Annotated in this window: 13 protein-coding genes and 1 tRNA gene; 8 read left to right on the top strand and 6 right to left on the bottom strand. The window is 42.1% G+C overall.

Features of this window, described 5'->3' with window-relative positions; translation table 11 throughout:
• Positions 1 to 9: 9 nt before the first annotated feature.
• Positions 10 to 513 (bottom strand): phosphatidylglycerophosphatase A family protein, encoded by a 504-nt coding sequence (locus JKM87_RS10565; protein ID WP_202080317.1) that lies wholly within the window; start codon positions 511 to 513, stop codon positions 10 to 12.
• A gap of 167 nt (positions 514 to 680) precedes the next feature.
• Here JKM87_RS10565 and JKM87_RS10560 point away from each other — a divergent pair, with 167 nt between their 5' ends.
• Positions 681 to 1667: an alpha/beta hydrolase gene (locus tag JKM87_RS10560; protein WP_202080316.1), complete on the top strand. Its 987-nt coding sequence runs from the start codon at positions 681 to 683 to the stop codon at positions 1665 to 1667.
• Between the two features lie 129 nt (positions 1668 to 1796).
• On the opposite strand, the gene JKM87_RS10555 is transcribed toward JKM87_RS10560, so the two are convergent.
• Positions 1797 to 2033 (bottom strand): NifU family protein, encoded by a 237-nt coding sequence (locus JKM87_RS10555; protein WP_202080315.1) that lies wholly within the window; start codon positions 2031 to 2033, stop codon positions 1797 to 1799.
• Between the two features lie 155 nt (positions 2034 to 2188).
• Here JKM87_RS10555 and cysK point away from each other — a divergent pair, with 155 nt between their 5' ends.
• Both cysK and JKM87_RS10545 read left to right on the top strand, forming a co-directional pair.
• Positions 2189 to 3127 (top strand): cysteine synthase A, encoded by a 939-nt coding sequence (cysK, locus tag JKM87_RS10550; RefSeq protein ID WP_202080314.1) that lies wholly within the window; start codon positions 2189 to 2191, stop codon positions 3125 to 3127.
• On the top strand, positions 3124 to 4260 hold the full coding sequence (locus JKM87_RS10545; RefSeq protein WP_202080313.1) for a bifunctional cystathionine gamma-lyase/homocysteine desulfhydrase: 1137 nt from the start codon (positions 3124 to 3126) through the stop codon (positions 4258 to 4260). Before cysK ends, JKM87_RS10545 begins: the two co-directional genes overlap by 4 nt.
• Positions 4261 to 4589: 329 nt before the next feature.
• Here the strand turns inward: JKM87_RS10545 and JKM87_RS10540 are convergent, their stop codons facing one another.
• Positions 4590 to 5657 (bottom strand): NAD(P)/FAD-dependent oxidoreductase, encoded by a 1068-nt coding sequence (locus tag JKM87_RS10540; protein WP_202080312.1) that lies wholly within the window; start codon positions 5655 to 5657, stop codon positions 4590 to 4592.
• A 247-nt stretch (positions 5658 to 5904) separates the two neighbouring features.
• On the opposite strand from JKM87_RS10540, the gene JKM87_RS10535 reads away from it, so the two are divergent.
• Positions 5905 to 6147 carry a YuzB family protein gene (locus JKM87_RS10535; protein WP_202080311.1) on the top strand — a complete coding sequence of 81 codons (243 nt, stop codon included), beginning with the start codon at positions 5905 to 5907 and terminating at the stop codon, positions 6145 to 6147.
• Between the two features lie 158 nt (positions 6148 to 6305).
• Here JKM87_RS10535 and JKM87_RS10530 read toward each other — a convergent pair whose 3' ends face one another.
• Together JKM87_RS10530 and JKM87_RS10525 are read right to left on the bottom strand one after the other, a co-directional pair.
• Positions 6306 to 6572, bottom strand: coding sequence for a DUF2621 family protein (locus JKM87_RS10530; protein WP_202080310.1), 267 nt, complete (start codon positions 6570 to 6572; stop codon positions 6306 to 6308).
• 90 nt (positions 6573 to 6662) lie between these two features.
• Positions 6663 to 7847, bottom strand: coding sequence for an alanine racemase (locus JKM87_RS10525; RefSeq protein WP_202080309.1), 1185 nt, complete (start codon positions 7845 to 7847; stop codon positions 6663 to 6665).
• A gap of 92 nt (positions 7848 to 7939) precedes the next feature.
• On the opposite strand from JKM87_RS10525, the gene JKM87_RS10520 reads away from it, so the two are divergent.
• From JKM87_RS10520 to dapF, 3 genes are all read left to right on the top strand, one after another.
• Positions 7940 to 8016 (top strand) — tRNA-Pro (locus JKM87_RS10520).
• A gap of 258 nt (positions 8017 to 8274) precedes the next feature.
• Entirely contained in the window at positions 8275 to 9306 is a 1032-nt protein-coding gene (locus JKM87_RS10515; protein WP_202080308.1) for an HD-GYP domain-containing protein, read from the top strand.
• Positions 9307 to 9412: 106 nt separating this feature from the next.
• Entirely contained in the window at positions 9413 to 10276 is an 864-nt protein-coding gene (gene dapF, locus JKM87_RS10510) for a diaminopimelate epimerase (protein ID WP_202080307.1), read from the top strand.
• A gap of 99 nt (positions 10277 to 10375) precedes the next feature.
• On the opposite strand, the gene mqnE is transcribed toward dapF, so the two are convergent.
• Entirely contained in the window at positions 10376 to 11479 is a 1104-nt protein-coding gene (gene mqnE, locus JKM87_RS10505; RefSeq protein ID WP_202080306.1) for an aminofutalosine synthase MqnE, read from the bottom strand.
• A 229-nt stretch (positions 11480 to 11708) separates the two neighbouring features.
• Here mqnE and JKM87_RS10500 point away from each other — a divergent pair, with 229 nt between their 5' ends.
• Positions 11709 to 11996: an aspartyl-phosphate phosphatase Spo0E family protein gene (locus tag JKM87_RS10500; protein ID WP_202080304.1), complete on the top strand. Its 288-nt coding sequence runs from the start codon at positions 11709 to 11711 to the stop codon at positions 11994 to 11996.
• Positions 11997 to 12065: the final 69 nt, after the last annotated feature.

Genomic DNA, 12065 nt, shown 5'->3' with positions numbered 1-12065 from the left:
AAGAGGGGGTTACGATCCCTCTTCTTCTTCATGGGCCTCCGCATGAGCCAATCGGCTCGACGCACTGGCTGCAATGGCCCCAACGATATCATCTAAAAAGGTATGACAGGCCCCGCTTGACTTATCATTTAATTTCTCTAGAATCCCTGGCTTAAGCTTATCAATGTACCCGTAGTTCGTAAATCCAATACTGCCGTAGACATTGACGATTGAAAGGGCGACAACCTCATCTACTCCGTACAGACCCTCATCCTCTAGAATAATGTCCAATAAAGGCTGTTCAATCAACCCTTGTTCCGCTGCTTTATCCAAAGTAACGCCAGTTAGTATCGCATTTTGAATTTCGCGTTTGGAAATCACTTTATCAACGTTAGCCAAACAGTCCTCCATGCTTAAGTCATCGACGTATTTCTCCTGTAAAAAGTAAACAAGCTCGGCAATGTCTTCGACCTGAACACCACGCTCATTGAGTAAGTTTAAACAATGCTCCTTCATGGCACCTTTCTTCGTCATAACTTCACCAGCCCTTTAAATGAATCGGTTTTATCAAAAAATAAGCTCTCATTATCTTGAGTTGAATACAGTGAGAGTATGCATAGACGCGGACAAAACTTCCATGGTATATTAAAAAAAGAATGGAATTCCAATGTTTGTAAAATGAAGTGAAGAGAGGGAATACGATGGGTGAAGGTTTTCAACAACCGCAGCCAAAATTGAAAAGACGTTTAACGCTAAAACAATGGTGCCTCATTTCAGTTTGTTCTAGTCTAGCTGTCATCATCATAGCAATTATCAGTATCTCAGTCTATGTGGGGTGGTCATTAACGCATCCTGACCGAAAAACGTTAGATGAAACCCCTACTGATTACGGTTTACAATACGATGATATTCAAGTGACATCAGGACAAGGCTCTGATGAGGTCACATTAAAAGGCTGGCATGTATTCGCAGAAACAGACGAGCCAAAGGGGACCATTATTTTTGCCCATGGCTACAGAAACAATCGCTTACAAGACGCTTTGCCTGCTCTCGCTTTAGCGAAAGCCATAGTGACTGAAGATTACGAAGTGGTTTTGTTTGATTTTAGAAATTCTGGTGATTCTGAAGGAGACCAAACGACGGTCGGATTTAAAGAGCAGGAAGATCTCATCTCAGTGATACAGTATGCCCATCGCAAGTCTCCAGACCTCCCTATAGGGGTGATTGGTTTTTCCATGGGGGCGTCTACAGCACTTATGACAGCCCAAAAAGAGTCTCTGGTCAGTGCGACTGTAGCAGATTCACCTTTTTCCGACCTTCGTGAATATTTAGAGTCCAACTTATCTTACTGGTCTAATTTACCCAATTTTCCCTTCACCCCTGTGATTTTGGGCACCCTTCCCGCATTAACTGGAATTGAAGTTGATCAAGTGAGTCCAAGAGGTGCAGAGGAACCCAAATCTCCCGTCTTATTAATTCATGGTGACGGTGATGAGGCCATACCCTATGAGAATAGCTTGCAGATTCAGCAAGCGTATGAATCTCAGACAGAGCTATGGGTGCCTCAAGGTTCAGACCATGTTGAAAGCTTTGCAGATTACCCGGAAGCCTATACCGAGCGTGTCATTCAATTTTTTGATCAACACCTTGCATCTGATCATGCTGATGAAGGCAAAGAGACCAAATAAAAAGGCCTAACAGCGAACAAAATGAGGCAAAACAGTGTGTATAATAATAAAAGACATCCCAAAATTAGGATGTCTTTCAAAGCTTATACGCTCATGTTTCAATGGATAGGAGATTCTCTAATCGTTGTCTTAGAAAACTTGTTCTACTTCTTGTACTTCAGGGATTTCCTCTGTAAGGGCACGCTCAATCCCTGCCTTAAGTGTCATAGTAGAAGCAGGACAGCTCCCACACGCACCTAATAGACGAAGTTTAACAATGCCCTCCTCAACGGCAACGAGCTCACAATCCCCACCGTCTCGTTGAAGAAACGGGCGAAGTTTATCTAATACATCCTGTACGCGAGATTCAAGAGTTGCTTCAGTCATCTTCAACACTCCTTTCTACTACTATTATATTACCCTGTGTGCAAAAAATCTATGAATTGGCTTATTTTTTCTAAGAAGTTATAATAATAGGAGAGTGAACATCAGGGAAATCCTTTTTAATCCATACTAAAATTATTGGAATAGGTGGAATAACGATGAAAAAAGTGTATACTGGAGTAAAGGAACTGATTGGTCATACGCCAATTGTAGAGATCACACAGTTCGATCTTCCTCAAGATGTACGCCTCTTTGCAAAATTAGAATATTATAATCCAGGTGGCAGTGTAAAAGATCGGCTAGGCATGGAACTCATTGCAGACGCCGAGAAAAAAGGGAAGCTAACACCCGGCGGAACGATTATAGAACCGACTGCTGGAAATACAGGGATTGGCTTAGCATTAGCTGCTGTCAGTCGCCCCTATAACGTTATGTTTGTGGTGCCGGAAAAGTTTAGCGTGGAAAAGCAGGAGTTGATGAAGGCGCTAGGAGCAACAGTCGTCAACACACCTACAAGTGAAGGGATAAAAGGAGCCATAGAGAAAGCGAAGCAATTAGAGCAGGAGATTGACGGGGCGTATTGTCCCCAACAATTTCAAAACCCGGCGAATCCTGCTGCCCATTACAAGACAACAGGTCCGGAATTATGGGAACAATTAGAAGGCGATGTGGATATATTTGTGTCTGGTGCAGGATCGGGTGGTACGTTCATGGGCGTGTCTCAATATTTGAAAGAACAAAATCCCGAAACGAAAACGGTCATTGTAGAGCCGGAGGGATCGATTTTAAATGGTGGCGAGCAGGGTCCTCACCGTACAGAAGGCATTGGTATGGAATTCATTCCGTCTTACATGGATCAATCCTACTTCGATGCCATTCACACCATTACGGATGATGAAGCTTTTTACTATGTGAAACAATTAGCTCAAAAGGAAGGTCTTCTCGTCGGTAGTTCATCAGGAGCCGCCTTTGCAGCCGCATTAAAAGAAGCGCAACAAGCCAAAAATGGCGCCCATATCGTTACGATTTTTGCCGATAGTAGCGAACGCTACTTAAGCCAACACATATACCAAGATCAAGGAGGAAACAACGTATGAAACTCAAAACTAAACTGATTCATGGTGGTATAGACGGGGATGAGCACACAGGTGCTGTTTCAGTCCCGATTTACCAAGTGAGTACGTATAAACAGGATGCCATCGGTCAGCACCGTGGCTTTGAATATTCTAGAACGGGTAATCCTACCCGTCACGCCTGCGAAGCCTTAATCGCTGAGATTGAAGGAGGGACGAGAGGCTTTGCCTTTGGGTCAGGGATGGCGGCTATATCCGCCATCGTGATGCTTTTTAAGGCGGGGGATCACTTTATTGTTGGTGATGATGTATACGGAGGGACTTATCGTGTGTTATCTCACGTGTTCGATCGTTTTGGCATTGAGGTGACTTATGTCAATACGAGCCACTTAGCGGATATCGAAGCGGCGATACAGGATAACACAAAGGCCGTATTTTTGGAAACACCGAGTAATCCACTGCTAAAAGTGTCTGATATCCCCGCAGTAGCTGACCTATGTAAGGATAAAGGGTTGATGCTGATTGTCGATAACACGTTTATGACACCTTATTGGCAGAACCCACTACAGTTAGGTGCCGATATCGTCACACACAGTGCCACTAAGTACCTGGGAGGCCACAGTGATGTTGTCGCTGGCCTTGCTGTTGTTAAGGATGAAGAGCTAGGAGAGCAGTTGCATCACGTACAGAACTCCGTCGGAGGGGTTTTAGGCCCTCAAGACTCGTGGATTCTGATTCGAGGGATTAAAACGCTGGGAATCAGAATGCAAGAGCATGAAGAAAATACGCGTCAAATCGTAGATTTCTTGACGAAGCGTGATGATGTCAAGGCCGTATTCTATCCAGGTCTGAAGGATCACCCTGGGCATGATATACAGACGAAGCAATCCCGCGGTTTTGGCGGTATGCTTTCCTTTGACGTGGGAAGCGGGGAAAGAGCCGAGCAGGTATTAAGTCGCGTGAAGTACTTTACGCTGGCGGAAAGTCTAGGCGCAGTGGAAAGTCTGATCTCCGTTCCAGCTAAAATGACCCATGCTTCTATACCGGCGGAAAGAAGAGCAGAATTGGGCATCTCAGACGGCCTAGTACGCATATCTGTAGGGCTCGAAGATATTGAGGATCTCATTGAAGACTTAACCCAAGCGTTAGAAGGGTAAATGCCCGTTCAAACCCCTAAGAATACATCGCTTCAATCAAAAACGTTCAGCGAAAAACGTTTGGACCAAAACGCAAAAGTCCAAAATGTTTAAAACCACATTTAAACAAAGACGCTTAAACAAAGACGTTTAAAGAAAGACGTTTAAAGAAAGACGTTTAAACCAAGAGATTTTAAATATAAACATTTATTTACACCCAAAAAACCCCTCGTCAAAGAATTGACGGGGGGTTATCACTTTTATGAATATATTAAGATTAAGAAAATAAATAACCGTTATGATATTAAATAATTGTACTATTGTATTGTGATAGTGAGTCGTTTATCCCATTATCCTAAGTGGTGCTTATACATCCACAATACACCTGATTTTAATACGCGCGGAACACGACCGATTAAAGAGGCATTCCCCATTAATCCGAACCCGTGTTTTTTACCTAATGAACCTAAAACACCTTTTAGTTTAATTTGAGGAAGCTCCGGTAATGGTTGTTCATTTAAAAACGCTTGTAGAACAAGGGCAATTTGATCTCCTTGGCCTTCAGCTAATTGAGCACTAGGTGCATGGGGTAAGCTCGCACAATCACCCACAACAAACACTTCCGGAAATGCTTTAATATAATGATGCTCCGTTAACACCACACGACCCATATGATCTTTTTCTACAGGAAGTTCTCGCACAAGGCGATTGGCTTGAATGCCAGCAGTCCAGACGATCACGTCACTTTCAATAGGTTTATCATGATTATACAGTGTGTTTGGCTCAACCTTTGTGATGTTGGCATGGTGACAAAGTTTCACTTCGTGTTCTTCAAACCACTCTCTGACATACTCTCGCAACTTCTCTGGGAAGGGGCCTAATATGCTTTCTCCACGATCGTAGATGGTGATATTAAGGTCAGAGCGACTTTCTCTGAGCTCTGAAGCTAATTCTACGCCGCTTAACCCACCCCCAACAATGGAGATCGTTCCATTGGCTTTAACATTATTCAAAGCTTTGTAGGTCTCACGTGTACCTTCCATGTTTTGAATACTGTATGTGTGTTCAGGAGCACCTGGCACACCGTGGTATTTGTCTTCGCAACCGAGTCCGATGATCACAAAATCATACTCAATGACTTCGTGATCATTGAGAAGAACCTGTTTCTTATCTAAGTTAATGTCTGTGATTTCACCATACTTTAAGTTCAGTCTAGAGTCCTCTGGAAAGGGGACTCGAAGTGCTGTGTCAGACTCTGTTCCGGCCGCTAATGCATAATATTCTGTCTTTAGACAATGATAGGGTTGACGATCAATCATGGTAAGTTGTATATTATGCGGTAGTTCACTTGATAATAAACGTTGAGATATCCGTAATCCGCCGTAGCCTCCACCTAATATGACGATATTTCTGCTCATCTGCCGACTTCCTTTCTCGATTGCAACCGATATCAAAATAATGATGTGAAACCTTGATATGACAAGCAAAATAATGAATGATTAATATAACAATAGAATCCTTGTTCATCTTAACGAAGTTTTTATGAAAAATCAACAATTTGCTTTATATTACAGCATAAAAAAGCGCCATGATGCCAGAAAATTTGACGAGATGTGAAACACCTATTAGCATTGTGTTTAGAGTGAAGAGAAAGGTTGGGATGACATGAGACCGATCATTGAGTTCTGTCAAAGTAACTTGGCAGCTGGAACACACAGAGTAAAAGAGGAATTGGAAAAAGACAACAATCTTGATGTTATAGAATATGGATGTTTAGGGTTCTGTGGACAGTGCTATGAGTCACCGTACGCCCTCGTAAATGGGACGATCGTCACTGGTGAAACGCCAAAAACATTATTAGAAAATATTCGTGAACAAGTGCGGAAAGAAGAGGAGGAATTGTTCTAAGCGTTTGCATTATCTATGTCTTTTGGCTGAGTGATAACTTCATTAACGACGTCATATGGCCAATGTCATATCTAATGTCATACACATACGATTATAACGGGTAAGCTAAGAGCTTCTTCTAACCTATAGAAGAAGCTTTATTTATTCGTAAAAGGCGTTTAAGACTCTTTTAGATAATGTTCGTATGACGTATAATCAATGCGTTTTTCGTCCAAGAAAGACCTCAATCGGTTCACATCTTTCTTTGGGGCAGCCGCTATATAACCGTGCACGACGTCATCTTTTTCGATTTTTGCCTTAGACGCTTGTTGAGCAATTTCTATAATTTTCTTCTTTACACTTCGTTTGGCCATCGGGCGGACAAACAAAGGAATGGGCTGTACCAATTCATCAAGTAACAATATCGCGTCATTTTCCCATTTCATGCCGTTCTTCCTTTCTTTTATGTACTCGCCTACATTCTATCATGTTAAGCAAACAGATATGAGGATAGACATGGTATGTTCACTAAAATGTTAATAGTTTCGTTGTGTCGCTGTAACGGGCCATACCGATTCCTGACCATCCTTAGCAATCATATGTAAGCAGTGAGTGAGATTCACGACAGGACAGGCATGGTTAGGGATAACTTCAACCACATCGCCAACGTCTAATGCTTGCTGTGCCTCACCTTCTAACACACCATGCTCTTCCGATAAACGTGAGAGCGTAAGGTTGGGTTCACCTACAACGGCACCATGTCCCTTCAACTCTCCACGTCCATGAGCCCCCCTATCAAGCCCTAATGTTTTTGCCCCAGCATCGATAACCCAACGATTTGACGTAGGATGAGACACAATGCGGCTTCTGACACGAAGCGCACAATCTTCCCAACGCGCCACGCCCAAATGAACCTGTGTCCGATCATGAAATACAAAATTACCAGGTCGGATTTCATCTACGCCTTGGACAGTGCCAGACACACGAACGGTGGGTGTCGACCCGACACTGATAGTAAGCCCCTTTAATTGCTCATGATAGTCAGTGTCAGCGAGTTTAGACATCATGAATTGTTTGAGCTCAACCATCTGCTGCCCTTCGTGAAGAGCAATATCATACACTTCAGTCTCAGTAGTTGCCCCGTACGCATGTCCAGCATGTGTCATCATACCGATAATACGAATCCCTTCCATATTGAACCCCTCTTCTAGTAGAGGCATCACGCATTCAGGGTTTGGCTCCAAGCCACATCGGTTTAAACCAGTATTGATTTTAATGGTGATGGAAAAAGTCACATGATGTCTTTTGGCGAAAGCGCTGTACGCTTGTAAGTGCTGGAGGGAATCAGCCATTAAAATGACCTCCGCCTGGTCTTGTAAAGCTTTTACCCGTGCTAAGTTTCTTTCGCCAACGATAGGAAAGCCAATCAGAATGGATGGACGAAAAGAGAAAATATTTTGTTTGAAGCCCGCTTCGAGCAACGCTTCTGCCTCAGAGAGCTTGGCGACAGTAAAACCGCTCGCACCATATTCAAACTGTAAATGTAATATATTGATTGATTTATGTGTTTTAATGTGAGGACGCATGACTAATCCTTGCTTTATTGCAAACTGAGCCATGCTAGAAATGTTACGGTGGAGTGTCTCCTTATGGACCACAACTTGTGGTGTCACTAGGCTATCAAACTGATCTTGTTGTGTCCATTTGTTTAGGTTATTCACAAGCTTCACCCCTCTCAAGATCATCTTGCAAAAATATCTCCTTCTATGATACATTAAGATTGAATCAGAAAGCTATATAGGACTATATCGATCGGGATGTAGCGTAGTTTGGTAGCGCGCTTGGCTGGGGGCCAAGAGGTCGTCGGTTCAAATCCGGCCATCCCGACCATTTATACCTACTTAACTGAGGCAATGACACGGTATGTTTAACACATCCGTGTTTTTTTAATTGCCATGCATGTCTTAAAGTGTCTTGTTCAATTCGTTTTATTGACGAAAAATGGATAAAAGTCACGTCGTTTGTCGATTTTTAAAAATAATTGTCCTTTTATGAAGGAATTTTACAGGAAGATATGGAAGTAAGTTTACTGGATAAAAGGCATTGAGGGTCAAAATGGGTCAAAAATAATGTCATTGAGGTGTTGGGATGGAACAGATAAAGATATCCGATGGAGTAAAACTTAAAGTAGACATCATCTCGGATCAAGGGGTTTTCCTGCTTCCTAAGGATACAGTTCTAACAGAAGAGCATATAGAACTTCTCAGGAAGCACCGATATCAATTAACAGATAAAGATATTTACACCGAATCAGAGCAGCCACAAAACACATATAAAAAAGATGTGGATCTCTCGGTCATTGAAGACGCGACAAAGGTGTTTAAAACCATTTTTGATGAAGTACGATACTCGAATAAACTCCCCTTTGATGAAATTAAGCAGAATATTTTACCAGTCATAGCTGAATCGACGGAACATCGGAACTATTTTGAATTACTTCACGCGTTACAAGCTAAAGACGATTATACTTACCGCCATAATATTGGTGTAGCCGTCATCAGTACCATTCTGGGTAAATGGTTAGGATTTGATGATGAGGAACTCTCTCACTTAACGACAGCCGCGCTTTTACATGATGTCGGCAAAATGAAAGTGTCTGAACATATACTACATAAGCCTGGTAAGCTAACAAAGGCTGAATTTGAAGAAATGATGCAACATACCGTTTACGGTTATGAATTGTTAAAGGAAACACCAGGTGTATCTGAACGCACAGCTGTGGTCGCTTTGCAACACCATGAACGGGAAGATGGCGGTGGCTACCCTTATGGTCTGAAAGGGGATCGTTTAGATTATTTTAGTAAAATAGTAGCCGTAGCAGACGTGTTCCACGCTATGACGTCTAAACGGGTATATCAAGACCCATTACCTTTCTATGAGGCGGTTAATCAGTTAAGACAAGATGAACTAGGTCGACTGCACCCAAAGATTGTGAACACATTCTTGAACAAGACATTAGACACCCTCGTAGGTAAAGATGTTTTACTTTCCACAGGTGAAAGGGGCAAGGTGTTACTCGTCAATCCGAATCACCCCTCCCGGCCGCTTGTTCAAGTCAATGATAAGTTTATCGATCTAAGTAAAGATAAGCAACTTCATCTCATGCAGGTCCTACATTAGTCGGTATGGTTTCCTAAGATATACGTGCATGGTAAAATAGAATATGATGAACAAAAAAGAGTGGATAAAATCCACTCTTTTTGTATATGAAGAGGAGCAAACGAAGATGACAAAGGCAGTTAAATTTACTAAAATGCACGCGTTGGGCAATAATTATATATATATTAATCAGTTTGAGGAGCCGTTAGAGGAAGACAGTTTGCCTTCCTTAGCTCGCAAGGTATCTGAAATTCAAACGGGTATTGGATCAGACGGTATGATACTTATTGCCCCTTCTAAAACGGCAGACATCAAAATGAGAGTCTTTAACTCAGATGGATCGGAAGCTAAGAATTGTGGGAACGGTCTGCGCTGTGTTGCCCGATACGTTTACGATCACAGTATTGTAAATAAGACACAGTTTCAGATTGAAACGTTAGGAGGCATCGTTGACGCCAACATCAACGTTGATCATGGCGTTGTTCAATCGGTGACGATTGACATGGGACAGCCTCGACTAGAAAAGGCGGCCTTACCGATGTTCGGTGAAGACCTACAAGATCAAGCGACAGATGAACAGTTAGACATTGACGGTGAAACGATATCCTTTGTGGGTGTTTCTATGGGCAATCCGCACGCCGTGATATTCGTAGATGATATAAACGAAGCCCCGGTGGAAACACTCGGCCCAAAAATTGAAAAACATGAATGCTTCCCCGAATGGATTAACGTGGAATTTATTAAGGTCATCAATGAAAAAGAAATAGATTTTCGTGTCTGGGAACGAGGTTCAGGTGTGACTTATGCTTGTGGAACCGGGGCATGCGCAGCTGTAGTGGCCGCGCATATACGTGGGCTTGTGCCACAAGGTAAACCGATTACCGTACATCTACTGGGCGGGGACCTGGAGATTAGTTGGCATACCGATGCACACGTGTGGATGACAGGTCCCGCAGAATATATTTGTACAGGTGAATTCTATACTGACTGATTAATGTTAAAAAGACTGAGCATCGATATGAACAAATATAAAAACCTGTTGTATTCCCAAATAGAATAACAACAGGTTTTTTGTAAGTTTACGATTTATTTATTCGTACACTTTAATCGTGTTATAGAACGTGTCTCGTTCAATCGGTACTTTGTTAGCACCTTTAATTAACCACACGAGTTCGTCTCGTGTGAGTCCCGCTGGTGTAAGCGCCCCGGCTGCGTGGCTAATTCTTTCCTCAATAAGGGTCCCATGTACATCTGAAGCCCCGTAGGTTAACGCAAGCTGTGTCAACTGTGTTCCAATGTTAATGAAATAAGCTTTAATATGGTCAAAGTTATCGAGCATTAACCGACTAATCGCGATCGTTTTAATATCATCGAAAGCTGAGGTACGTCGCTTTATACCCGCTTTGGGGCTAATCGGCTGTACTGCTAAGGGAATAAAGACCATGTAACCGTTTGTTTCGTCTTGGAGTTCGCGTAATTGTAACATGTGCTGTACGCGTTCTTCGATTGTTTCAATGGAGCCATATAACATAGTGGCATGGGTTTTCATCCCTAAATGATGGGCCTGCCTGTGAATGTTCAACCATTCATCTGTTGAAACCTTCTCCGGACTCATTTTTAAACGGTACCGCTCGGATAATATCTCAGCCCCACCGCCTGGCATCGTGTCTAGACCAGCATCAAGCAATGTTTTCAGTACATCTTCAGTAGACAGGCCTGAGATACGGCTGAAGAACTCGATTTCGGCAGGTGTGTACATTTTCATTCGTAGGTGTGGAAAAGCGGCCTTTAACTTTCTGACAATATCGACATAGTAATCAAATGACTGGGTATTGTTGTGCCCGCCAACCATATGTAACTCTTGTGTAGTGTCCGTTATCTTTTGATGGACTTGCTCTACTAGTTCATCACCTGTATAAGTATATGAACCGTCTTCTCCAGGATCCTTACGGAAATTACAAAAACGACAATGTGCTTCACACACGTTAGTGTGGTAAATGGTCATATTCTCTATAAAATAGACACGATCTTGATTTTTACGTTGGTTAACCATATTGGCAAGTTGGCCAATCGTTAAAAGATCAGATGAATGATAAAGTTTAATGCCATCCTCTAAGGTTAACCTTTCACCTTGCTCTACTTTTTCTACGATTTCTTGTAGGTCTGAGTCTACATTAGTGAGTGTGATACTCATGAACTATTCCTCCTACTCGCACTTGACGTGATAGTGCATGTCTCCTATATTATATAGGGACACTAAAGATGTGACAAGGATAGCCTCTTCCGTTATAAAATTCAGAAAAGTTAAACTTTTATAAAAGCGACTTGATGGTCCTTTTTCCGACATGATTGGCTAAAAATAGTGGAAAATCTTGTTTGTAAAGTGCGTAAAAATTAGATAGAATAAACGATGTTGGTAGAGAATGACGAAAGAAGTTAAGAAAGGATTTGCAATGGAAAAAATACTATTATTAAAAATGGAACGTATGCAAAAGCAGATGATTGAGTTGGCTAGGTTAAAAGGAATCGACCATCCTGAAGTTTTATTAATGAGCCAAAAAATTGATGTTGTTCACAATCGGATTAATCGTCTCGCACACCTGACATCAAAACAACACAAACCCTATCCCATTATAAGAAGGTTAAATAAAAACAACTTTGTTAAGGAATCCTCTAAAATATCGGCATATCTATACGCTGCGGGCATTTAAAAAGGAGCTGAATCTTTGGATTCAACTCCTTCTTTCATCCCATCTTTCTATGGACTTCCGTTCACTTGC

Origin of the sequence: Caldalkalibacillus salinus (assembly GCF_016745835.1) — a bacterium.
GTDB lineage: Bacteria > Bacillota > Bacilli > Caldalkalibacillales > JCM-10596 > Caldalkalibacillus_A > Caldalkalibacillus_A salinus.
The sequence above is the reverse complement of the archived record's forward strand: the minus strand, read 5'-3'. Positions and strand labels throughout refer to the sequence as shown.